Raw genomic sequence first — 23,692 nt, 5'->3', positions numbered from 1 at the left:
GAAGGTTTGAAGGAGAACGTCCAGCATTTCCTGGATCAAAAAGTCGCCGGCATCATCATCGTCGGCTCGACGGGGGAGTTCGTCTCACTCGATGATGAGGAAAAGGAAAAGATCATCACACAGGTGAGCGGTCAGGTCGAGGGGCATGACACCCAGCTGCTCGTCGGCATCGCCGATGAGCGCACGGACAAGGTGATCGAATATGCGAAATTCGTCGAACAGACGAACGCCGACGGCCATCTCCTGATCAACTCATTCTATATGACGCCGACCGAGGAGGAGGCGTTCCACCAGTTCAAGGACGTCAATGATGTCGTGACGAAGCCGATCATGATGTACAACAATCCGTTCACGGCGAATGTGGATCTGGAGAATGAGACCATTTATAAAATTGATAAAGAACTGGACAAAGTGCAGTACATCAAGGAATCGACGGGCGACATCCGGAAGGTACGCACGCTGGTCGAGAATACGGATCTCGTGATGTTCTGCGGCTCGGACGACCTGGCGTATGAATCCTTCGCCGTCGGTGCGACGGGCTGGGTGTCTGTGGCGGCGAATATCGCACCGAACAGCGCTTCAAAGCTGTACGAGCTGATGAAGGCGGGTGACTATGAAGCGGCCAGGGCGCTGAATAAAGACCTCCTTCCGCTGTGCGAGTTCCTGGAGGACTCGGGCAAGTATGTCCAGATCGTCAAGAAGGCGATGGATCTGAAAGGTCTGAACGGCGGCCCGTCGAGGAAGCCGAGGCTCGGCCTGACGGATGAGGAAGTGGAGAAGCTGAAGGGGCTTATGGAGAAGCTGGATTAGATAATATAATCACTCTTTCTACTCAAATATCGTATCAAACTGTTAATGATGCAACCAGGAATTTCGTATAGTTCCTGGTTTTTCTACATATTTTTTCAGTAATTAGCTAATAAATAATTATTACTACTAACAATTTTTGGATTTTTGAATTTTAAGGTAATTATGAATCGCAAAAGAACACCTTTAATTTCACCCTGTGTGAAAAAGACTGTTGACTTTTCACACAGTGAAATAAAATCGAATTAACTGAAATTTCAAATATGTAAGCGTGAACAAAGGGGGATGAAAGATGAAAAGAATTTTTTTAAGTTTGTCGCTTCTTATCGTAGTTATTACAGGAGCTTGTGCACCTGTACAAACGATACCAGAAGGGGAAAAGGAAGTTTATGAATGGAGGTTGGTTACTCATCAGATTGAGGGGACTGCGAGATATGACGGGACAATCGAACCGTTTATCGAAGCTGTTAGTGAAATAACAAATGGACAACTAATCATTGAACCATACGGTGCAGATGTGTTATTCCCAAATAATGACACCTTTGAAATGGTTCAAAATGGTGTAGTGGAAATGGCCGCTATTTACACAGGATTCTGGACAGGTAAAGACCCTGTATTTAATTTGGCAGGCGGCACTATCCCGGGAGACCCCATAAGAGGTTTTGAAGAACATTTCTATAGATCGGAGCGGTTGGAACCAATCACTTCAAAAGCCTATGAACAGTTTGGGATTACTAACTTAGGAGCTTTTGACTATGCTCCTGAAGAAATCCTAATTTCAAGAGTACCGATTGAAGGCATAGAAGATTTTAAAGGTAAAAATATTCGTGCTGCAGGGGTGGCGTCTAGCTTTTATGGAGAATTAGGCGCATCAGCGATCTCACTTTCAGCTCCAGAAATATATACAGGCCTTCAGCTTGGAACGGTAGATGCAGCAGAATTTAACGACTTTTTAGTGAATGGAGAAATGGGTTTAGATGAAGTTACAAGATATGTGATAGAGCCAGCTCTCCATGTTGGGCCGAGTACTGACAAAGAATTAATTGTGAATGAAAGTGCTTGGGAGCAGTTACCGGAAGAATTAAAGGCGGCAGTATATGTAGCTAGAGACAAAGTGAGATACGAATCTGCAATAGCATATGGAGTAGAAAGCCAGAGAGCAGAGACAGAATGGAGGAATAACCCGGATATTGAATTTATAGAATTGCCTGAAGAAGATATTGAAGAAATGCGAAAAATTGGCTTTGATTATCTATTAGACCAAAGAGAAGAAAGTGAGCTCAGCAAAGAGTATATAGATGAATATGCAAAAGTTTTAAATGAACTTGGCTATGATGAAGAAGCGAAAATACTTGGGTTCTCAGAATAAGGGGGAATAATCAATGAAAAATGTAATAAAAGTAATTGATTTATTGTCCGAATATTCCGGTAAAATTGCTTATTTTTTAATTATTCCTTTGACTATTATAGTATTTTACACAGTGATAATGAGAAGGTTTTTTGGCAATTATCCAGAGTGGGGATTCGAAGTTACGATTTTCTTGTTTGGCATAATGATTTTACTGGCTGGCGCAGATACTTTAAGAACAAAAGGCCATATATCAGTTGATATCATACAAAGTTATGTTCATGGTGGAGTTAAAAAGGCATTAAACATTTTTATATGTTTACTGATCACCGGAGTCGCACTTCTTTTATTTCTGAAAGGCATTGATCTATCAATAGAGTCAACAATGATCCAGGAGCGCTCAGCTCATCAAACGTCATTTAACCCAACAATTTGGTGGTTTAAATGGTTCATACCTATAGGGGCTTTCCTTTTATTACTACAATCCCTGGCAGAGCTTCTTAAACTAATAATAAAAAAGGGGGATGACAATGGAACTGATATTTGATTACGCCCCCATATGGATGTTTGTTTTGTTATTAATATTGTTATTCCTAGGTGTCCCAATCGCATTTTCACTTGCGGGAACAGGTGCAATATTTGCCTTATTACTTTGGGGTTATGATAGCACCGCTTTATTAACAAGTGGCGCCTGGAATATAATGAACAACTATACATTGATTGCAATTCCACTTTTTATATTCATGTCGATATTATTAGAGAAATCTAATATAATTTCAGATTTATTCGATGCGGTTTATAAATGGTCAGGGTCCCTGCGGGGAGGTCTTGCTATTACTGTAATCATAGTTGGAGCAATAATTGGAGCTATATCGGGAGTGGTAGCAGCTGGAGTCATAGGCTTAGGGTTGATTGCTTTGCCACATATGATGAGATACAAATACAATGAAAATTTAAGTTTGGGAACAGTAATGGCAGGAGGGACGCTAGGGCAGCTTATACCTCCCAGTTTAAACATGGTAGTATATGGCGCTATAACCGGCGTGTCAGTCTCCAGTTTATTTGCTGGAGGATTAAGTGCGGGCTTACTTTTAATAATTCTTTTTATACTATACATATTATTTATGGCGTATAAAAATCCGGAAAATGCTCCGGCTTTATTAAAGGAAGAACGTGTTTCATTGAAAGAAAAATTGCTTGCCTTAAGGGCTGTTATCTTACCTTTACTTTTAATCATTATAGTCCTAGGCTCAATATTTGCTGGAATTGCAACTCCCACAGAAGGTGCAGCAGTCGGAGTCATAGGTACCATTCTAATAGCTGTCGTAACTAAGAGATTAAGTTTGTTAAAGGCAAAAGAGGCTGTAAAAGAGTCGGGTAAAATGACAGGAATGGTAGCATGGATACTAATTGGAGCAGCAATATTCAGTGCTGTATTTTCAGGGATCGGTGGTAATCAAATGGTCTCTGAACTGGCAGCCAACGCTCCAGGTGGTGAATGGGGAGTATTGATCTTTGCTTTAATTTTTATCATCATTTTAGGTATGTTCTTAGAAACCATGGCCCTTATTATGCTAGCAGCCCCGATTATAACCCCTATTATAGTTGAAGCCGGTTTTGATCCCCTGTGGTGGGCCATCTTATTTATGGTAGTTTTACAAATGGCATTTTTAACGCCGCCTTTCGGGTTTGCGATTTTTTACTTGAAAAGTGCAGTGGGTGAGAAAGTCAGTATTACTAAGATATATAGAGCAACAATACCATTCATAATCATACAATTAATAGCTGTTATTTTGATTGTTGTATTTCCTGTTATTGTCACATGGTTACCAAATATAATAAGTAGATAAATTAAGAAGGAGCAGATTTTAATGAAGAAATTCGAGGGAGTATTCCCGGTACTGATTACACCAATGAACGAAGACTACAGCGTGAACTATGAAGGTTTGAAGGAGAACGTCCAGCATTTCCTGGATCAAAAAGTCGCCGGCATCATCATCGTCGGCTCGACGGGGGAGTTCGCCGCACTCGATGATGAGGAGAAGGAGAAAATCATCACGCAGGTGAGCGACCAGATTGAGGGGCATGACACCCAGCTGCTCGTCGGCATCGCCGATGAGCGCACGGACAAGGTGATCGAGTATGCGAAATTCGTCGAACAGACGAACGCCGACGGGCACCTCCTGATTAACTCATTCTATATGACGCCGACCGAGGAGGAGGCGTTCCACCAGTTCAAGGACGTCAATGACGTCGTGACGAAGCCGATCATGATGTACAACAACCCGTTCACGGCGAATGTGGATCTGGAGAATGAGACGATCTACAAGATCGACAAGGAACTGGATAAAGTGCAGTACATCAAGGAGTCGACGGGCGATATCCGGAAAGTGCGCACGCTGGTCGAGAATACGGACCTCGTGATGTTCTGCGGCTCGGATGACCTGGCGTATGAATCCTTTGCGGTCGGTGCGACGGGCTGGGTGTCGGTGGCGGCGAACATCGCACCGAACAGCGCTTCAAAGCTGTATGAGCTGATGAAGGCGGGCGACTATGAGGCAGCCAGGGCGCTGAATAAAGACCTGCTCCCACTGTGCGAGTTCCTCGAGGACTCGGGCAAGTATGTCCAGATCGTCAAGAAGGCGATGGATCTGAAAGGCCTGAACGGCGGCCCGTCAAGGAAGCCAAGGCTCGGCCTGACGGATGAGGAAGTGGAGAAGCTGAAGGGGCTTATGGAGAAGCTGGATTAATTGAAAGCAAGGGCCGTTTAGCCTTCAACCGTTAAAATTTACAGGTGAATAGAATGATTTCTGCTGAGGTTCGTACTTATTCGAACCTCAGTTTTTTATGCGCGGAGTCGGCCGGACGGCGCCTCATAGGGTGCTCCGATACAACAGGAGATTTGATAGCGCGCTCTGCGATGCAGGTAGCGGTGTTCCCATTCTCAACCTAAATTCTGACGTCAAGAATCACATGTCAATTATATGCCATTAATTCCTTGATCGTGGTTATGAAAAATAGCAGCAACTGGGTTACAATGACCATATATACAAATTTTGGATAGGAGTGACGATATGGAAAGGAAGCAATGGCATGCTGGACGGGAGGAGGAAGTACTGCGGCATTTTTCTGTAGAAAAGTCACAAGGGCTGAGCGAGGAGGACATCGCCAGGAACTTGGAAACCCATGGCAGGAATGTGCTCCCGAAACCGGAAAAGGTGCCCGAATGGCGAAAGTTTCTGGGACATTTCAATGACGTCCTCATTTATGTACTTCTCGCTGCCGCAGTAGTGACTGCTGTGCTCGGCCACCTCATTGACACAGCTGTAATCCTCGCCGTCGCCATCATCAATGCGATAATCGGTTATGTACAGGAGAACAGGGCTGAAAAGGCGCTGGAAGGCATACAGAACATGCTGTCCAGTGATGCAACGGTCATCCGGGAGGGGAAGAGGCTCGAAATCCCTGCTGATGAGGTGGTGCCGGGGGACATTGTGATTTTCAAAGCCGGCGACCGCCTCCCGGCAGATGTCCGGCTCATAGAAGCAAATAATCTTAAAGTGGAAGAGTCTGCTTTGACCGGGGAATCATTGGCAGTACAGAAGCAGACAGCTGCAATCGATGCGGACGCAGTCCTTGGCGACCAGGTGAATATGGCATTTTCCGGAACTTCCATTGCTTCCGGTTCAGGCAGAGGTGTAGTGGTGGCCACCGGTGAACAAACGGAGCTTGGGAAGATCAACACTTCGATGGTCGAGACGGAACAGCTTCAGACCCCATTACTCAGACAGACTGCTCAATTCGGTAAGACCATCAGTTTCATCATATTACTTATAGCAGCAGTCAGCTTCATTTATGGTTATGTCTTCCATGATTACCCGACGACTGAACTGCTCCTTGCAGTGATTTCCCTCGCAGTGGCAGCAATTCCTGAAGGTCTGCCCGCCATTCTCTCCATCATCCTTGCACTTGGTGTACAGACCATGGCTGGGAATAATGCGATTGTTAAAAATCTTCCGTCTGTCGAGACCTTGGGCGCGGTATCGGTCATCTGCTCGGATAAGACCGGGACTTTGACCAGGAATGAAATGACGGTCACCTCTATCCACCTTCAGGGTGCTGACTACAGTGTGACCGGCACCGGTTATGCACCTCACGGGGAAATAGTGGTGGGGAAAACAGCTGACGATCCGGACCCCCTTAAAGAGTTTCTGACCTGCATAAAGACAGTCAATGAAACCAGCCTCGGAAAGAATGAGGAAACCGGACAATGGGAAATCAGCGGGGAACCGACAGAAGGATGTCTTCTGACTGTAGCGGAAAAGGCTGAGATCGATATTCCTGCACTTCCTCCAATCGATAAGATTCCATTTGATTCCGAGTACAAGTATATGGCTTATCTGGTTGAGAATGAGGGCGCAAAACGTCTCTACGTCAAAGGCGCACCGGACAGGCTGCTCGATATGGCATATCCCGATTTGGACGATGAAAACAGGATGGTATGGGAGGAAAAGCTTGTCCAAATTGCAGGCGAGGGCAAGCGTATGCTTGGGGCAGCGTATAAGGATATGCCCCCGGAAACATCGGGGATCACCCACGAAGATCTCGCCGAAGGTATGAATCTGCTTGGTTTTGCCGGCATCATCGACCCGCCGAGGGAAGAGGCCATCCTTGCAGTTGAGGAATCCAAACGGGCCGGAATCACCGTAAAAATGATCACAGGCGATCATAAGGATACAGCAATCGCCATCGGCAGGCAGCTTGGCATCGGCGACGGCCAGCGTGCGATTGAAGGCCGGGAGCTGGATGCCATGACGGAAGGCGAATTAGCTCATGCCGCTTTGGAATACGATATTTTTGCGAGAACCAGTCCGCAGAACAAGCTGCAGCTGGTCACCGCACTTCAAAAGGAAGGGCAGATCACCTCCATGACGGGGGATGGTGTCAATGACGCACCTGCGCTCAAGCGGGCGGATATTGGTGTGGCCATGGGCATCAAAGGGACTGAAGTCTCCAAGGAGGCTGCCCGTATGATTCTCGTCGATGACAACTTTGAAACCATCGTAAAGGCGGTAAGGGAAGGCCGGCGTGTCTATGACAACCTGAAAAAGACCATACTATTCATACTGCCTACGAACGGCGCCGAGGCATTCCTGATTCTTGCAGCGCTCATGTTCGGACTGACGATGCCCCTTACACCTGTACAGATCCTATGGGTCAATATGGTCGTATCCGTCACCGTATCGCTCGCCCTCGCGTTTGAAAAGCTCGAGCCAAGCAGCATGAAACGGCCGCCAAGACCACCTGAGACCAGACTTCTAAGCGGGTATTACATTTTCAGGATTGCGCTTGTCTCCCTGCTTGTAGGCGGGGGAATACTGCTTGTGAACCTGGAGCTTCATGATCTGGGGTACCCGGCCGAAGTCATCAACACGGTGACACTTCAGTCCATTGTATTTGCCCAGCTGTTTCATCTGTATAATTGCCGGAGCGAAGTGGACTTTGCCCTGAACCGGAACTTTTTCACAAACCGCATCGCATTCATGGTTTCAGGACTGCTCGTCCTCCTTCAGATCGGGGTGACGTACCTGCCGTTCATGAACACAATCCTCGGCACTGTACCAATCGGCCTTGAATACTGGCTCATACCGATCGCAATTGGCATCAGCGTATTCATCCTGATAGAAATCGAGAAGTGGATTACACGCTCCATCATGAAAAGAAAACCCCTTACCACTGATGAGTAGGAGGTTATAGCTCAATTTGCCCCCGGCCTTTTTCATAAATTAAAGAGGCCGGGTTAATTTTGAGCTTCTTCCAACATCTGATTCTTATACTTATTAACGGTGCGCCTTGAAATTTTGATGCCGAGTTCATTCAGCATCATGGAGATTTTATTGTCCGGAAGCTTCTGATAATTTTCGATATTCCGGATGATGTGTTTTACATGACTGACGGAATATCCTTTGTAACACCGCCTCGATAACAGGCTCTGGATCGGGAGGAGCCCCCTCGGTGTGGAAATGTATTTACCCGAGACCAGGCGGCTGACCGTCGCAGGGCTGAGATCGGCGGATTCAGCAAGCATTGTCTGATCGAGCGGCTTTAAGTAATCACATCTCCCGATCAAATATTCCTTCTGGACATCGCAGATGATGTTCAATATTTTCAGCATGCAGATTTTCCTCGCATTCAGCATGGAAACAAGTTCTAAATACTCATCCCTGAAAGTTTTCAGCTTCTCCGAGAAATCTGTATCACCTTCCGACAGATAGATCGGTTCATGGGTGATGCTGTCCATTAAATAATCGTCGATGCTGATTGTGAGGATGTCTCCGTCCTGTCTGATGAAACCTTCAGGCACGATTTCCATGGATGCTTCCCCGTCGAGGGGATAGAGCCGGCATGTTTTAATGTGGTTTTCCATATAATCAAGGAACACTTCCTCCTCAATACCCAGCGCCTTTAAAAAATTCAAGTCACCGGAATGAACCTTGGGGAGATGGTCTTTAAAGGCGGAAAACAGCTGCTCGTTATACGAGCCCTCCGCCTTCAGTTGAAATTCAATGAAGTCGACCGCTCCGGCAGAACCTGCACCTTTAGATTCATATGCCTGGAGCAGTCCGATCAGATGCCGGACCTGCCTGATGGGGACGCCGGTCATCGAAGCGATGTCCTCCGGTGCCGCCTCAAGGAAACCTTTTGGTGAGAGCGAGGCGATGATGGCATCCATGACCTGCAGTTCCCCGGCGGGGAGGGTGCAGTTGAAATAAGTGGTGACTTCCTCAAGAAAATTGTCACCATTATATATATGGTTGGGGAAGCGGTGGTGGTCCTCGATGGATATGAGAGGATTGGCATGGCATTTATCCATCACATACTTATGCAGTTCGGCGGGGGTGTATTTAAAGATATTGATCGAGTTGATGATGTATGTATTCAATGAAATATTGGCTTCGGTATTGATGTTCAAAGAAATCAACGGCGGCACCTCCTCAGCCCTTTATTTTCAGATAATTCTAACCCTTCTTGGAAGCGTTGTCAATACAGTCAGGAGGGATGTTTTCAGTATGCAGGCGCCGTTTGTTATACTGGTATCGATGAGCCAAATAAATGTACGGAGATGATAATGTGAAAACGGTGATTTTTCAATTTGAAGTGGTTGAAGGCAACTATGAAAAAAACCTGGAAAAAGTGCAGCGTATGTTTAAAGAGCATGAACCGGAAAAAGGCAGCATCGTCGTGCTGCCTGAAATGTGGTCAAGCGGCTACGACCTCTCCAACATCCGGGATCATGCATTTCACGACCTTGAAGGTGTGAAGGATGAAATCGAAAAGCTGGCTGTGGAGTATGGGGTGAACATCGTCGCCGGATCCGTTCCGAACATCAAGTCGGGGGATGATGTGCTGAATACGGCTTTCGTCGTCGACAGCAGCGGGAAATTCCTCCATGAATACTCCAAAATCCATCTGGTGCCGATGCTGAAGGAACCTGAATATCTGACAGGCGGTGATGCATCGGTGGAGACGTTTGACCTGCTGGGTGATAAGGCGGGGCTCGTCATCTGCTATGACCTGAGATTCCCTGAATTGTTCAGGGACCTTGCACTCGAGGATGCGAAGGTGATCTTCGTGGTCGCCGAATGGCCGGCGGAAAGGACGGAGCACTGGCTGACGCTCCTTAAGGCGAGGGCGATCGAGAACCAATGCTACATCGTCGGCTCCAATACATTCGGCAAACAGCCGAACGGGACGACATTCGCAGGCAACAGCATCATCGTCAACCCGTTCGGGGAAGTGCTTGCGCAGGGTGCAGCAGATGCAGAAGAAGTTGTGGAAGCGGATATCGATCTGGAATATATCGCAGAAGTCAGGGAAGATGTACCGATATTCAAGAGCAGGAGAAGGGATATGTATAAATTCCTGTAAAGCATAAAAATCATGAAACCGGCAGGATGAGATCCTGCCGGTTTCATTGGTTATAGGCTTAATTTCCCTTTTTATAGTACGACGCGACCTTGATCAGCCTCTCGACTGCATCGACGGCTTTTTCCTTATCCTGTGAGAAGTTCAATCTGACGCAGTCCGTAAAAGGCGGGCCGAACTGTGTGCCGGGTGTAACGGTGACATTCGCCTGCTTTTTGAGGACTTTGACGAAGTCATCGCACGAAATTGAGAGGTCTTTGATCCTGGGGAAGATGTAGCTGCCCGCTTCAGGGGCTCTGACTTCAAAACCGGCTTTTCTGAACATCTGAAGCAATGTGTCCCTGATATCCTGGTGTGCACTGATACGGTCCGCCATCCAGTTCTCAGGCTCATTGAACCACTTCTTTAAAACAATCTGGTTGTAGCCTGCCGCCCGCAGTGAAACGATTGCCTGCAGCTGCTCCATCCTGTCGATCGTCCCCTTTGAGCCGTATGCCACACCGAGCCTGAAGCCGCTGAGCGATTCCGTCTTCGACGGGCCGATGATGGTGATGATATTCTCTTCAGGTACTGCATCGAGGCTCGAAAGATGGGTGAATGGCCTCTCGTCAAAAACTTGTCTGGAGTACAGCTCATCGACGATGACCTTCACGTCATACTCTTTAACGAGCTTTCCAATCTCAATGATTTCGTCTTCAGAGTAGACGACGCCGCTCGGATTGTTGGGATTTGAGAAAATGAAAGTAGATACGCCTTCCTTAAATCCCGCTTCCAATTCATGCAGGTTGATGCCTGCACCTCCTGTGTGGTTGAGGTAGTCCAGGCCGACCGGATACAATTCGCCTTGGAAAAAATGGACGAGCTTCCTGTTGGCATAATAATCCGGCTCGACAATTGCGACTTTGTCCCCGGCAGAAATCGTTGCACCTGCAGCAAGGAACAATGCGCCCTGGGTGCCGGGGGTGATGATCAGCTCGGTTTCAGGATCGATTGAAGTTGAAGCGAAATCCGACAGCTTTGCAGCGACGTCTTCAAGTATATCTTCCCGCCCGCGGTAGACCGTATAGGCCTGGGTTGCCCCGACTTCACTGAATCCATGGCTGAAGCTCTCAAGGGCGCCTGGAACCGGCTCAAAAGCATCCACATCCCCGTGGGAAAAGTCGACGGGTTCGCCTGGCAGGATTTCTCCCTTAAGCTCCAAATCATCGAAATCCAGCCGCTTTTCCTGTCCGGGGGCAAGCTCCGCACCAAGCTTTTCAAAAAGATTATCCTTGGCAGACATTGTACACACCTCTTTCAAGTATTTAATGATGTTTATTTCCAGATTATCACTACTCCATGGATAATGTAAGCGGGGCATATAAACACTGTGCAGGCATTTCACTTCAATAATTCCTTGTTAATGGGTAGAATTTGAAGTGACGAGGAGGAATTGAATATGACAAATGAAGTGAAGCATCTGGTGCTGGGATCAAGTGAAGCGGAAACGGCAATAGAATCTTACATCAATATGGGCTGCCCGTTCTGCTCGACCTACATCGAGGTCATCGATGAAATTTTTGCACCTTACATCGAATCAGGGAAAGTGAAGCACATCATCAAGCATGTGGACCGTACGCACGGCGCCTTGTTTAAAGGGGCGGTCGCAGGCACGCACTTGAACGTGGATGAGCCGGAGCAGGCATACAAAGATATGAAACACCTGCTGGAAACGCGCCCTGAATGGATTGGAAGCTTCGAAGAAACGCTGATGAAGCTTGAAGCGCTCGGCCTTCATGAACAGGAAGGGCATGGTGCGCGCTCGAAAGAAATCCTGGATGAAGCGGCCGAACGTAATGTGAGGGTCGTGCCGACGGTGTTCATCGACGGGGAGAAATTCGATTTCCCGGTCAAAGGTGAGCATGCCGAGATTGCCGAAGCATTCAATAAAAAACTGGAAAGCTTATAGGTGGCTGTCAGCTTTCATTTCAGGCAGCCAAAAAGGCCTCGGGGATGCTTTCGTTCCCGGGGTTTTTAAGTATCACAGGCCGGTAATTTTACGGGTGGTGATTTTTGAGGCGCTTGATGAGGGTAGATGTACACCATGTAAATGTAAGTTTTTAGGTTATGTGGCGCCGGCAGAGGGAATAAGGAATTTAACATGTAATTGGTGATATGGGGAATTCTTTGAAAGTGTTCCACTTATGCTCTATAATCAGTGATTAATATTTCAATGTATGAAAAACTTGAGAGGAGGTTGTTCGATGTACAAGCCAGTAAGTAAAGTCATGGTTGGGCTGATGATGATCGGCTTCTTGATGATAGCTTGGAATCAACAGATCTCGGCACAGGATTCAAACCTGCTCGAGATGGTTGAAGTACGGACAACGGATAGTTCAAATAATGCTGAAGCAGAGCAGATGATAGACAGGCTCGATAATGTGGATTCAAGGATTTTATATGAAACGAATCAGTCAGGTGTGACCATCATCCTGATGGACGTACCCCTGACCGAATTGCCGGAATTCCAGCATCTTTCGGGCACGGTGCCGAGGGGCTGGGAAAACAGCGGCAACACCTGGGATGATGTGCCGGGGGCCGGCGGCTTCACCACGGCTGCAAGAATAGGCTACAGCGACCCGGGCAACGGGCACTCCACAATCAACCTTGAGCTGCACGAATATGCCCATGCCGTCGACAGCTATACAGCAGGATTCACATTCAGTGATTCCTCGGAATTCCGGGAAATTGCTTCGGCTGAAAAAGATGCGTTATTCGGTGACCACGCAGTTTCCGAGTACTTTGATGTACCGAGTGAATATTTTGCGGAGGCATTTGCAATGTATTATCTTGGCGGCGAAGAGCAGAGCAAGCTGCAGTCCAGGGCACCGCAGACATATGCCTATATGGAAACCCTGAACTACAGGATTGTTTCATTCGGTGAAATCACAGGCAATACGATGACCATCGAATGGGATGAGTATGAGGGTGCAGATTCCTATAATGTCTACCAGAATGGTGAACAGGTGGCCAATGTATCCGAAGGTGAATATAAGGCCGAAGATCTGGAGACAAGCACCAATTACGAATTTTATGTTGAACCGCTGGATTCAGGCGGCAATGCCTTATTTACATCATTCTTCCGTTATGCTACGACTTCGGCGGAGCCGGACGAAAACGGCGCTGGAGATGTGTCCGAGGTCGACGACACCAAACTTGAGGAAGCGGTCGCACAGGCGATGGATATACCCGAAGCCGAGCGGACGGAAGAGCTGAATGAAGCGCTTGTTGAAGCAAACGCAGTGCTCGAAGAAAGCAAAGCAGGCAATGTGGAGGATCAGTCTGAGGTTGATGAGGCGAGAGAAAATCTCTTGTCCGCAATCGAACTGAATAACATGCCTGAAGGCGAGCGGCCGGAGGAAGATATTGAAAGTACTGAAGGAGACACCGCTGAAAATGAAGGCACGGAAACTTCAGAGGAGGCGGATACAGCACAGGAAGGCACGGAAACTTCAGAAGATGAAGCCGTGACTGAACAGGAAGAGGCAGATACAGGTGAAACTGAAGAGGTGGAGACTGAAGAGGAGAGCGCAGAAGTTGGCGGCTCCATTTTCAACGACAACCAGTTCATGTTCATGGCAATCGCCGTTCTGGTCATCCTGGCAGTGATTTCCGCAGTGCTCATAAGGATTGTCAGGAGATAGACACTAAACAGATTCCGGACTGTGTGGGAACAGTCCGTTTTTTATTGGAAGCGATCAGTCCACTGATTTTCAAAGGGTAAAATGTTATCATGGAGATAATCAGAAATGAGGAGGATATTCATGTCAGCAGCTGATGAACTATATGAAGCTTATGTAAGGAAGGTGCCGCTCGCGCTTGGAAGTATCGGGGTGGAGTCACTGGAAGAGGCTTATCAGATTCAGGACCGGGTCCTTGAGATGAAAATCAATGATAACGATGAATCTTTAAGGGGCTATAAAATCAGTCTGACGAGTGAAGAGACACAGAAGATGTTCAACCATGACGAACCGCTGTACGGGGCCCTGACCAACAAGAACCTGGTCAATAATGCAAGGTACTCGGACTACAACGCACCGAGGCTTGAGATGGAAATTGCATTCCTGGTCCAGGAAGATTTGTCTGTGGAAGATTCTGCTGAAGACATCATCAGGAAATGCCTGATCGCACCCGGCCTGGAAATTCCCGACGGCCGTTACGAAGACTGGTTTCCGAACGCTTCAAAATATGAAATTGTCGCTGACAGTGCAGTTGCGGGCGGTATGACGTTCGGGCAAAGCGACTTCAGCACTTATGAAAAACTTGATGATATCAAAGGTACATTGACGCTCGACGGTGAAGTGATCAAAGAGGGCCGCTCAAGTGAAGTGATGGGGCATCCCGCCAAAGCGGTCAAATGGCTGGTGGAAAAACTTCACGCCCACGGTAAAATCGTTGAAGCGGGCAAAGTCATCTCCTCCGGGACTTTCAATCTGCCGGTGGAACTTGAAAAAGGGTATTATGAAGCGGAATTTGAAAATGTCGGCACTGTGACTCTCGAAGTGAAATGAAGCCCCGTAGACGGGGAATACAAAGAACCCGGTGCACATTCAAGTGCACCGGGTTCTCTCATGCTTATTTATATTCTGACGATCCAGCCGAACGGATCATCAAGGTGTCCGTACTGGATGCCTGTATAGTGGGTGTAAAGATCTTCAGCGACAGGACCGACCTGGTTACCGTTCACGACATAGTCCTCTCCGTGGATCCTCATGCGGCCGACAGGTGAAATGACAGCTGCCGTGCCCGAACCGAAGATCTCCGTGACGCTGCCGTCCTTCAGACCGGCCTGCAGCTCGTCGATGTGGATCCTTTCTTCTTTGACCGTGTAGCCTTTGTATTCGGCAAGCTCGATCAGTGACTTCCTTGTGATGCCGGAAAGGATGGAGCCGTTCAGCTTCGGTGTGATGAGTTCATTGTCCCTGACGAAGAAGATGTTCATGCTGCCGACTTCCTCAACATATTTCTGCTCGACACCATCAAGCCACAATACCTGTTCGTAACCCATTTCAGCAGCTTTCTGCTGGGCAAGGATGCTTGCCGCGTAGTTGCCTGCACATTTGATGTCGCCGACGCCGCCGCGCACCGCACGTACGAAGTCATCCTCCACATAGATCGCGGTCGGATCGAGCTGGCCGCCGTAATATCCGGCCACAGGGGAGAGGATGATATTATACTGGTAAGTCCTTGCAGACCGGACACCGAGAAAGGCTTCGTCCGCGAAGACGAACGGCCGTATATACAGTGACTGTCCGGGTCCTTCAGGCACCCAGTCCCGTTCCAGTTTGATCAATTCATAAAGGGCGTTCAGGCTCACTTCTTCGTTGATCTTAGGCATTGCAAGACGTTCTAAGGAAGTATTCAACCTTTTGAAGTTTTCATCGGGTCTGAATAGTAGAACATCATCACCGTTCTTGTATGCTTTCAGACCTTCGAAAACAGATTGTCCATAATGGATGCCGTTTGCAGCAGGGGAAATTTCGAGATTTTGGTAAGGTACGATCGCCGGCTCTTCCCAACCGTGCTCAGGTGTATAATTTGAACTGAACATATAGTCCGTGAACACCGTCCCGAATTTCACCGTTGATACATCAGGCTTTTCTTTCAAAGATATTGCTTTCTCGATTTGTATAGTAGTTTGTCCCATGATGGACCCTCCTTCTAACTTCTAAAACAAGCCTCTGACTTGATTTGAAAATTGTGTTTATTCTAACAAAAATCATGCCATAAATCAAGCTGATTTCTGATAATTTAAAAATTTATTTTATTTCGAACATTGTCATTATCCGGAAAGGAAAATTGCTATAATGGTTTTATTACGAAAAAAGTAAGGGGAAATGAATATGAAAACTGTAAAACTCGCCGTCATACCCGGGGACGGAATCGGACACGAAGTCGTACCCGGCGCACTCCGCATACTGGAGCGCCTTGCTGAAATCGACGGTGGACTGAAGTTTGAATTCGAACATTTTGACTACGGATGCGATTATTACCTGCAGCATGGGGATATGATGGCGCCCGACGGCATCGAGCGTCTCAGCCAGAGTGATGCGGTGTTTTTGGGGGCGGTCGGGGACGCCGGCAAAGTGCCCGATCATATTTCACTATGGGGGCTGCTCATAAAAATCCGCAGGGAATTCCAGCAGGAAATCAATGTCAGGCCGGCAAAAGTCTTTGAAGGCATCGGGTCACCGCTTGCGAACCCGAAAGATTTTGATCTGATGGTCGTCAGGGAGAACAGTGAAGGGGAATACAGCTCGGTCGGGGGGCGGATGTTCCACGAAGAGCATGAAATTGCGATTCAGAGCAGCGTATTTTCGAAGCGTGCGACTTCCCAGGCGATGCACTATGCATTCGACCTTGCCGCCTCGCGCCGCAAAATGGTGACGAGCGCGACCAAATCCAACGGGATCTACCATGCGATGCCGTTCTGGGACGATGTATTCAAGGAGATATCGGAAGGGTATGCGGATATTTCAACGACTTCCGAACATATCGATGCCCTCAGCGCATCATTCGTCACCCGCCCCGAGCGGTATGATGTCGTGGTCGCAAGCAACCTGTTCGGTGATATCCTCACCGACATCGGTGCGGCGATCATGGGGAGCATCGGCATTGCACCGAGTGCCAACCTGAACTTGAACGGCAGATATCCGTCGATGTTCGAACCCGTCCACGGCTCCGCCCCGGATATCGTCGGAAAAGGCCTCGCCAATCCGGTGGGGCAGATCTGGACGGCGAAGATGCTGCTCGACCATTTCGGTTACACGGAGCTCGGCAGCATGCTGCTCCGGGCGATTGAAGATACATTCAGGGAAGGCATCATGACTTCTGACATCGGCGGCAGCTCATCCACGGATGAAGTGACGTCTTCGATTCTGGATAAGCTGCAATAAAAACCAGCGTAAGGAGGGGTAGTGTGAAGGACCGCTTATGGACCCGCGATTTCATCATCTTGTTTATATTCAATTTCTTCATCATGCTTGCGATGTTCCTGCTCATGGTGACGATCAGCGGATACGCGATAGAGGCGTTCGGCATCTCGACGAGCAACGCGGGACTCGCGGCGGGGATATTCATCGTCGGATCGCTGATCGGGCGGATAGTGACCGGCCATCAGCTGAGCCTGATGGGTGCAAGGAAGATCATGTATATCGGCACGGTCATGTTCATCGTTACATATGGCATGTATTTCTTTGCCGGGAATTTCTGGATGCTGCTCGCCGTCAGGTTCCTCAACGGTTTCGCCAACGGTGTTGCGACGACGGCGGTGGGAACGATCGCAGCACTCGCACTGCCCATGGCAAGAAGGGGCGAGGGCATCGGGTATTTCAGCCTGAGCTTCGTCATGGCGACCGCCATCGGTCCGTACCTTGCGTTCTCAATGCTCGAATATGTCGATTATCAGATGCTGTTCCTGCTCGTCTTCATCGTTGTACTGATTGCTAGTGTATTCACCATATTCATCAAAACTGATAACGAAACGATCGACCTCACGAAAGAACCGAAGCCGCGCTTCCAGTTCCTGGACCGGGATGCACTGCCTGCTGCCACGACGATACTCATCGTCTGTCTCGCACATTCCACAATATTTTCATTCATCGCGCTGTTCGCCGACCAGCGGGGTCTTGGTGCTGCGGCCAGCTACTTCTTCCTGATCTATGCAGTTATGATGCTGATTACAAGACCGTTCACCGGGCGCCTGATGGATTTGAAGGGTGCGAATATCATCGTCTATCCGGCACTGGCGCTCTATTTCATCGCCTACATTGTGCTCGGAAATGCGACGACGGGCTGGATGCTGCTCCTTGCCGGGGCGCTTGTCGGCCTCGGTTACGGCAACTTCCAGTCCATCATCCAGGCGCTGTGCATCAAACTTGCCGACAGGAGGAACGTGGGCCTTGCGACATCGACCTTCTTCATATGCCTGGATTTCGGCCTCGGTGTCGGTTCCTATATATTCGGCCAGTTCGTCCCGTTCTTAGGCTACGGCGGCCTGTACAACTCAATGACGATTATCGTCGCAATCACAGCGGTGATGTATTACTTCGTCTACGGCCGCAAGGAGAAATATTTATCGGTGTGAACAGAAAAGAACTTTTGCCCCCGGCAAAAGTTCTTTTCTTATTTCGGACCGCCCTTATCGTCGCCGTCCGCTCTGGTGTTATTGTAGATGTTGATTGAAAGCAGTATGAACATGAAGCCGAATATGATGAATGGATTGACCAGAGGTGCCTCAAGGATGAGATTCATCACGGCAATCAAGAGCAGGATCAGCATACCGCCGACATAGATCCTTTTCACTGTCTGTTTACTCAAAATGAAAGCCCCCATAATTTTATTCATGTTAAATGATACCGGAAACCCCGGGGATTACAACAGGACAATATAGTTTTCCGAATAAAGTGCCGGGGTCAAATCACCTCCGGATTCTGGTATAATCGGTATGAAAATAACAGAGGAAGAGTGATACCATGCCACAGGCCAACAGAAGAATGAAAGATATCGAAGTGCCGGGGACGAGACAGTTCTCAAACAGGGTGGAGGAGTTTCCGGATGCCGTCGATCTGACACTCGGCCAGCCGGATTTTGAAACGCCGCAGCCCATCAGGGACGCAGCCATCGAATCAATCAACACCAAGTCGATGAAGTATTCCCATAACACCGGGCTGCTTGAACTGCGTCAGGCGATCAGCGGCTACTATAAAAAGAATTACGGGGCGGATTTCAACCCCCACGGGGAAGTGCTGGTCACCGTCGGCGGCAGCGAAGGGATAGACGGCATCCTCCGGGCAATCCTCGATCCGGGGGACGAAGTGCTGATCCCGGCGCCGACCTACCTCGGTTATGAGCCGATCATCGAACTGTCCGGCGGCGTGACTAAGTTCGTCGATATGACGGAGACGGATTACATTGCGACACCGGAACTGATCGAATCGAACATCACCGATAAGACGAAGGCCGTGCTGCTCAACTATCCGACCAACCCGACGGGCGTGACATACACGAAGGCGCAGATGGATGCCCTCCTTGAAGTGTTCAAAAGACATGATATATTCGTCATCACGGATGAAATTTACGGCGAAAACACATTGGAAGGCGAACATATCAGCCTTGCCTCCTACCCGGAACTTAAAGGGAAGGCATTGATCGTCAACGGCCTCAGCAAATCCCATGCGATGACCGGCTGGCGCATCGGCTGGGTCGTTGGACATAAAGACATTATGGAGGATGTCACGGCGGTCCACCTCTACAACACGATCTGTGCAAGCATCCCGAGCCAGTACGCGGCGATCGAGGCACTCACCACACAGCTGCATGTGCCGAAGGAGATGAACCAGGCTTATATCGAGCGGCGCGATTATATATACGAAAGGCTGCTTGATATGGGGCTCGAAGTCTCAAAACCGACGGGTGCGTTCTACATCTTTCCATCCATCGAAAAATATGAACGGGACTCATTCAAGTTCGCAACAGACCTGCTTGAAGCCGTCCACCTGGCGGTCGTGCCGGGCCGTTCATTCTCGGAATTCGGGGAAGGGCACATCAGGCTCTCCTTCGCATGCAGTATGGAAGAGCTGATTGAAGCGGCGGACCGGCTGGAGAAATATATCAACATACTGGAAGAGGGACGGGCCTGAGTCTTCATGTAATAAGCAGCTGTTGACCCATCAATGTGATGATTGTTTTCATTAGTGAAATTTACACAATCTAAATAATGCGCCTTAAAATTAAACAAACATTTACTTCATGTTAAAACTGCGTGAACATTCGACTTCTATCATATATATGTAAGTGATCACCAGGGTGATCATAAATTTGAGGAGGTTTACTGTTCATGAATGTCAATTTGTTTAATGACAGGAAATTGATGAACGCAATTGGTCTTGCATTTGTAATGTTGCTGATACTTTCATCATTATTCAGCCCGGTCGCGCATGCAGCCGGTGGAGGCAATCCTGCCGGCGGGACATCGGAACCGGTCACGGAGGAATTCAATCCGGTACTGACGGACGAGAAGCCTGAAGTTGCGGAAATTGAAGCGAATAATATGCCGAGCCGCATCGCAGCCACATTCAATGGCGATACGACGGGCGAAATGGGCTTCAACTGGTATACGACGGATCTCTTTGAAGATTCGAAAGTATGGATTTCCGAGAGCGGGAATTTTGATGATACATTGGAGTTCGAAGCGGAAGCAACAGAAGTCACTTCCCACTACGGGGAACGTGATATGAACGGTTATTACATTTTTGCAGACGTTGAAGAAGATGAAGAAGGGGAGCCGGTGACGGACGAAAACGGCGACCCTGTGATCAACGGATACTATACAGATGAGCAGGCGCATGGCGGCGACTGGATGTACGGCCGTGAATACGGACAGCTTGACTTGATCGATGTGCAGGAATATTCCTATAAAGCGCATGCCACAGGTCTTGAGCCGAATACGACCTACTATTATCAGGTGGGCAGCGAGTCGGGCGATATCAGCGAAACCGGACAGTTCAAAACTTCCGGTGAGCATGGCGACCCGTTTAAGTTCGTCCATTATACAGACACACAAAATGCTTTCTGGAACGAAAACGTCCGGAATGAAGCGGCTTTCGGTGCAGACACCCTGATGCGTGCTCTTGAAACTGCGGGCGATGCGGATTTCATTCTCCATACCGGGGATGTCGTTGAAATTGCAGAGATCGAAGACGAGTGGGTGGACATCTTTGAACGGTCGAGGCCGTACTTCATGAGTGCCGCAATGGCTGTGGCACCGGGCAACCATGATGAATATGCACTGGACTGGGATGATGAGCCGTTCACGGAAAAGTTCAATGAACATTTCAATGTGCCGGTGACGAATGATGCGATTGACGGCGGATCCTACTACTCATTCGATTATAACGGCGTCCACTTTGTGACGCTGAATACGAACGACAACAAGGAATCCGAAGACAATCCGAACGAAGGGGCCATCGGTGAAGAGCAGATGGAATGGATACGTGAAGATATCGAAGAGGCCCGTGCAAACGGTGCGGAATGGGTAGTATTGAACTACCACAAGCCGCTCTATTCGAAGTCATATCATTCACTGCAGGATGATGATGTACAGGAAATCAGGGAAGAGCTGACGGCCCTGATCGATGAACTGGACGTCGACCTGGCACTGCAGGGTCATGACCATGTCGTCTCAAGGACACATTCACTGACGCATGTCCCGAGTGATGAGAACTTCTCGAACGGTGTGGTTGAAGAAGTTGAAACGTTCGTCGGGGACAATGGTGTCGAGTACATCAATGAGCCGGAAGGGACGACGTACATCCTGCCGAATACAGGCGGAACGAAAGAGTATGACGACGTCTACTCCAAAGGTGTGGAACATCTCCATGAAGTGAGGCCTGCTCTTGACTGGATGACTCAGGAAGATATGGATTACTACAACAGCCTGTTTGCATACGGCGACCAGCCGCAGGATACTGACGCATTCGAAGATTCCCACGCGAACAACAGGGATTCCGACGTGCAGAACTTTGCGGTTTATGAAATGGAAGGTAATGAACTGATCGTCAGCATGTATCAGATAGAAGGCGAGCTGCTGGAAGGTGAAGAACGTACCGTCCACCTGGTGGATCAGTTTGGCATCGTCAAAGATTCCGAATAAAAGCATGTTGACTTAGAGAGGCCTCCGGGCTTCTTTTTGTTGTTTCACCTTATTTTTTCCATAAAATTGCAAAGCATCTCGAATTCGAGTAAAATCGTAGGCAAAGGGGAGGGATTTTATTGAAATTTAAAAAGACCGCGGTGGAGCAGTTTTTCACACCGTACAGCATAGGGGATTTCAACATCACGCAGGATGAGAAGCGGCTGCTCTTTTCATCGAACATGAACGGCAAAGTCAATATATACGCAATGGATCTGCCGCATACTTATCCTTATCAGTTTTCGGTGAAGGACGAAAGTGCAAGCTTCATCCAGCCCGCACCGGATAATTCATATGTGCTGGCGGGATTCGACAAGGACGGCAATGAAAATCACAAAATATATGCGATACCACCCCAGGGGGGTATGCCTGAACAGCTGATCGAGGCGGATGTGGATGATAAGTTCATGTTCACCAAGCTGTCAAAAGACGGGACGAAAGTGTATTATACTTCGTCGAAAGGCAACGCCAGCTATTTGAATTCCTATGTCTACGACATCGGGACGGAAGAGGAGGTGCTGCTCCATGAAGGGGAGGGCGGCCCGACGCATCTGGTCGATGTATCGCAGAATGAGGAGAATTCGGTTTATCTGACCGCTTTCGCCAATACGCATATGATCGGCTTCATCAAGACCGCGGATGGCACGGAGTATTTGACGCCTGACATCGAAAAGGTGCATACCGTCAGCAGCATCAGCTTTGTAAAGGACGATGAAGCGTGGTTTGTGACCAACTATGATTCGGAGTACAGTTACCTTGCCAAATACGACCTTACGACAAAGTCTTTTGAAAAGGTCCTCGATTTCGACCGGGAATCACTGGTGCTGATGAAATACAACCGCCACACGAACATGATGTACCTCATCACACAAAAAGGTGTGGTCCAGAAACTGTATTATTACGATTTGAACCATGATCAGCTTGAACCGGTCATTGCCCCGGTGACAATATTCGACCGGCTCGTCACGACGCGGAGCGGCGCACTCTACATCAAGGGGACGAGCGCCACGGTGCCGGTGAACATCTTCAAATATGAGGATGAGGCATGGGAGCAGCTGACGAAGAATAAAGTGCTCGGTGTCACGCCGAGGGCCATGGTCGAACCGGAAACGATCACCTATAAATCTTTTGACGGTCTGGAGATCGAGGCGCTGCTGTTCAGGGCGAAAGAGGACCGGGCGAACGGCTATACGATATTCTGGCCGCACGGCGGCCCGCAGTATAATGAAAGCAAGTCTTTCAGGGCGATGTTCCAGATGTTTTTAAACCGGGGCTACAACGTGTTCTGTCCGAACTTCAGGGGCAGCACCGGCTATGGCGCCGAGTTCGTCAAGATGGTGGAAGGCGACTGGGGGCACGGGCCGAGGCTCGACAATGTCAAAGGGGTTGAATGGCTGTTCCAGGAAGGGATATCGAGTCCGGAGAAACTGTTCCTTGTCGGCGGAAGCTACGGGGGGTATATGGCGCTCCTCCTTCACGGCCGGCATCCGGAATACTTCAAGGCGGTGGTGGATATTTTCGGAGTCTCGAATTTATTCACATTTTATGACTCTGTGCCTGAACATTGGAAGCCGATGATGAAGCAGTGGGTCGGGGACCCGGTGAAAGATGAAGAGCGGTTCCGGACGGACAGCCCGGTGACATACCTGGATACGATGACCAGGCCGATGCTTGTCATACAGGGTGCGCATGACCCGCGTGTGGTCAAGGAAGAGTCCGACCAGATCGTGGAGAAGCTGAGGGCCGCCGGCCGCGAGGTGGAATACATCGTCCTTGATGACGAAGGACACGGCTTTTCGAGAAAGCGTAATGAGATCCTTGTATATGAAGCAATGCTCGAATTTTTGGAGAAGCATCAATGATACCGAAAACCCGCTCCG

19 protein-coding genes are annotated in these 23,692 nt (G+C 48.6%); 15 read left to right on the top strand and 4 right to left on the bottom strand.

The genetic code is table 11. From position 1 onward, the window contains the following. The 6 genes from LPW40_RS09265 to LPW40_RS09240 form a co-directional block, all read left to right on the top strand. Window positions 1-810, top strand: an 810-nt coding sequence (locus LPW40_RS09265) for a dihydrodipicolinate synthase family protein (protein ID WP_230821980.1), incomplete at its 5' end; no start/stop codon positions are given. Between the two features lie 289 nt (window positions 811-1,099). Continuing rightward, entirely contained in the window at window positions 1,100-2,176 is a 1,077-nt protein-coding gene (dctP, locus tag LPW40_RS09260; protein WP_230821979.1) for a TRAP transporter substrate-binding protein DctP, read from the top strand. Window positions 2,177-2,189: 13 nt separating this feature from the next. Then, the gene (locus tag LPW40_RS09255; protein ID WP_230821978.1) at window positions 2,190-2,702 is read left to right on the top strand and encodes a TRAP transporter small permease subunit; all 513 of its coding nucleotides are present in this window, start codon (window positions 2,190-2,192) and stop codon (window positions 2,700-2,702) included. Continuing rightward, window positions 2,686-4,005: a TRAP transporter large permease gene (locus tag LPW40_RS09250; protein ID WP_230821977.1), complete on the top strand. Its 1,320-nt coding sequence runs from the start codon at window positions 2,686-2,688 to the stop codon at window positions 4,003-4,005. The genes LPW40_RS09255 and LPW40_RS09250 overlap by 17 nt, the downstream gene beginning before the upstream one ends. Before the next feature lie 21 nt (window positions 4,006-4,026). Continuing rightward, window positions 4,027-4,905: a dihydrodipicolinate synthase family protein gene (locus LPW40_RS09245; RefSeq protein ID WP_230821976.1), complete on the top strand. Its 879-nt coding sequence runs from the start codon at window positions 4,027-4,029 to the stop codon at window positions 4,903-4,905. Between the two features lie 324 nt (window positions 4,906-5,229). Beyond that, window positions 5,230-7,902 (top strand): cation-transporting P-type ATPase, encoded by a 2,673-nt coding sequence (locus tag LPW40_RS09240; protein ID WP_230821975.1) that lies wholly within the window; start codon window positions 5,230-5,232, stop codon window positions 7,900-7,902. Between the two features lie 53 nt (window positions 7,903-7,955). Here LPW40_RS09240 and LPW40_RS09235 read toward each other — a convergent pair whose 3' ends face one another. Beyond that, a complete protein-coding gene (locus LPW40_RS09235) occupies window positions 7,956-9,137 on the bottom strand; it encodes an RNA polymerase factor sigma-54 (RefSeq protein WP_230821974.1) in 1,182 nt (393 codons plus the stop codon). A 149-nt stretch (window positions 9,138-9,286) separates the two neighbouring features. Here LPW40_RS09235 and LPW40_RS09230 point away from each other — a divergent pair, with 149 nt between their 5' ends. Further along, window positions 9,287-10,084: a carbon-nitrogen family hydrolase gene (locus tag LPW40_RS09230; RefSeq protein ID WP_230821973.1), complete on the top strand. Its 798-nt coding sequence runs from the start codon at window positions 9,287-9,289 to the stop codon at window positions 10,082-10,084. Between the two features lie 58 nt (window positions 10,085-10,142). Here the strand turns inward: LPW40_RS09230 and LPW40_RS09225 are convergent, their stop codons facing one another. Further along, window positions 10,143-11,363, bottom strand: a complete 1,221-nt coding sequence (locus LPW40_RS09225; protein WP_230821972.1) for a pyridoxal phosphate-dependent aminotransferase — start codon at window positions 11,361-11,363, stop codon at window positions 10,143-10,145. A gap of 156 nt (window positions 11,364-11,519) precedes the next feature. On the opposite strand from LPW40_RS09225, the gene LPW40_RS09220 reads away from it, so the two are divergent. The 3 genes from LPW40_RS09220 (at window position 11,520) to LPW40_RS09210 (ending at window position 14,631) form a co-directional block, all read left to right on the top strand. After that, window positions 11,520-12,029 (top strand): thioredoxin domain-containing protein, encoded by a 510-nt coding sequence (locus LPW40_RS09220; protein ID WP_230821971.1) that lies wholly within the window; start codon window positions 11,520-11,522, stop codon window positions 12,027-12,029. Between the two features lie 295 nt (window positions 12,030-12,324). Then, window positions 12,325-13,764, top strand: coding sequence for an anthrax toxin lethal factor-related metalloendopeptidase (locus tag LPW40_RS09215; protein WP_230821970.1), 1,440 nt, complete (start codon window positions 12,325-12,327; stop codon window positions 13,762-13,764). A gap of 120 nt (window positions 13,765-13,884) precedes the next feature. Then, window positions 13,885-14,631 (top strand): 2-keto-4-pentenoate hydratase, encoded by a 747-nt coding sequence (locus LPW40_RS09210; protein ID WP_230821969.1) that lies wholly within the window; start codon window positions 13,885-13,887, stop codon window positions 14,629-14,631. Between the two features lie 68 nt (window positions 14,632-14,699). On the opposite strand, the gene LPW40_RS09205 is transcribed toward LPW40_RS09210, so the two are convergent. Beyond that, the gene (locus tag LPW40_RS09205; protein ID WP_230821968.1) at window positions 14,700-15,767 is read right to left on the bottom strand and encodes a branched-chain amino acid aminotransferase; all 1,068 of its coding nucleotides are present in this window, start codon (window positions 15,765-15,767) and stop codon (window positions 14,700-14,702) included. 196 nt (window positions 15,768-15,963) lie between these two features. On the opposite strand from LPW40_RS09205, the gene LPW40_RS09200 reads away from it, so the two are divergent. Then, window positions 15,964-17,016, top strand: coding sequence for a tartrate dehydrogenase (locus tag LPW40_RS09200; RefSeq protein WP_230821967.1), 1,053 nt, complete (start codon window positions 15,964-15,966; stop codon window positions 17,014-17,016). A 23-nt stretch (window positions 17,017-17,039) separates the two neighbouring features. Then, complete coding sequence (locus tag LPW40_RS09195) at window positions 17,040-18,206, top strand: MFS transporter (protein WP_230821966.1); 1,167 nt, start codon at window positions 17,040-17,042, stop codon at window positions 18,204-18,206. A gap of 38 nt (window positions 18,207-18,244) precedes the next feature. On the opposite strand, the gene LPW40_RS09190 is transcribed toward LPW40_RS09195, so the two are convergent. Beyond that, complete coding sequence (locus LPW40_RS09190; RefSeq protein WP_230821965.1) at window positions 18,245-18,439, bottom strand: hypothetical protein; 195 nt, start codon at window positions 18,437-18,439, stop codon at window positions 18,245-18,247. A gap of 155 nt (window positions 18,440-18,594) precedes the next feature. Between LPW40_RS09190 and LPW40_RS09185 the strand changes: the two genes are divergently transcribed. From LPW40_RS09185 to LPW40_RS09175, 3 genes are all read left to right on the top strand, one after another. Beyond that, window positions 18,595-19,761 (top strand): aminotransferase class I/II-fold pyridoxal phosphate-dependent enzyme, encoded by a 1,167-nt coding sequence (locus LPW40_RS09185; protein ID WP_230821964.1) that lies wholly within the window; start codon window positions 18,595-18,597, stop codon window positions 19,759-19,761. Between the two features lie 197 nt (window positions 19,762-19,958). Next, the gene (locus LPW40_RS09180; RefSeq protein ID WP_230821963.1) at window positions 19,959-21,773 is read left to right on the top strand and encodes a purple acid phosphatase family protein; all 1,815 of its coding nucleotides are present in this window, start codon (window positions 19,959-19,961) and stop codon (window positions 21,771-21,773) included. Between the two features lie 113 nt (window positions 21,774-21,886). Then, complete coding sequence (locus LPW40_RS09175; RefSeq protein ID WP_230822113.1) at window positions 21,887-23,674, top strand: S9 family peptidase; 1,788 nt, start codon at window positions 21,887-21,889, stop codon at window positions 23,672-23,674. Window positions 23,675-23,692: the final 18 nt, after the last annotated feature.

Origin of the sequence: Salinicoccus halitifaciens (genome assembly GCF_021026095.1) — a bacterium.
In the GTDB taxonomy this organism is placed as follows: Bacteria; Bacillota; Bacilli; order Staphylococcales; family Salinicoccaceae; genus Lacicoccus; species Lacicoccus halitifaciens.
This window is presented reverse-complemented; position numbering and strand designations above follow the sequence as displayed.

What these genes read in the sequence shown, in the direction of transcription:
- LPW40_RS09215 (WP_230821970.1), top strand. Translation starts at nt 12,325, where the DNA reads ATGTACAAGCCAGTAAGTAAAGTCATGGTTGGGCTGATGATGATCGGC.
- LPW40_RS09210 (WP_230821969.1), top strand. Translation starts at nt 13,885, where the DNA reads ATGTCAGCAGCTGATGAACTATATGAAGCTTATGTAAGGAAGGTGCCG.
- LPW40_RS09205 (WP_230821968.1), bottom strand. Translation starts at nt 15,767, where the DNA reads ATGGGACAAACTACTATACAAATCGAGAAAGCAATATCTTTGAAAGAA.
- LPW40_RS09225 (WP_230821972.1), bottom strand. Translation starts at nt 11,363, where the DNA reads ATGTCTGCCAAGGATAATCTTTTTGAAAAGCTTGGTGCGGAGCTTGCC.
- LPW40_RS09185 (WP_230821964.1), top strand. Translation starts at nt 18,595, where the DNA reads ATGCCACAGGCCAACAGAAGAATGAAAGATATCGAAGTGCCGGGGACG.
- LPW40_RS09180 (WP_230821963.1), top strand. Translation starts at nt 19,959, where the DNA reads ATGAATGTCAATTTGTTTAATGACAGGAAATTGATGAACGCAATTGGT.
- LPW40_RS09200 (WP_230821967.1), top strand. Translation starts at nt 15,964, where the DNA reads ATGAAAACTGTAAAACTCGCCGTCATACCCGGGGACGGAATCGGACAC.
- dctP (WP_230821979.1), top strand. Translation starts at nt 1,100, where the DNA reads ATGAAAAGAATTTTTTTAAGTTTGTCGCTTCTTATCGTAGTTATTACA.
- LPW40_RS09255 (WP_230821978.1), top strand. Translation starts at nt 2,190, where the DNA reads ATGAAAAATGTAATAAAAGTAATTGATTTATTGTCCGAATATTCCGGT.
- LPW40_RS09250 (WP_230821977.1), top strand. Translation starts at nt 2,686, where the DNA reads ATGGAACTGATATTTGATTACGCCCCCATATGGATGTTTGTTTTGTTA.
- LPW40_RS09220 (WP_230821971.1), top strand. Translation starts at nt 11,520, where the DNA reads ATGACAAATGAAGTGAAGCATCTGGTGCTGGGATCAAGTGAAGCGGAA.
- LPW40_RS09240 (WP_230821975.1), top strand. Translation starts at nt 5,230, where the DNA reads ATGGAAAGGAAGCAATGGCATGCTGGACGGGAGGAGGAAGTACTGCGG.
- LPW40_RS09245 (WP_230821976.1), top strand. Translation starts at nt 4,027, where the DNA reads ATGAAGAAATTCGAGGGAGTATTCCCGGTACTGATTACACCAATGAAC.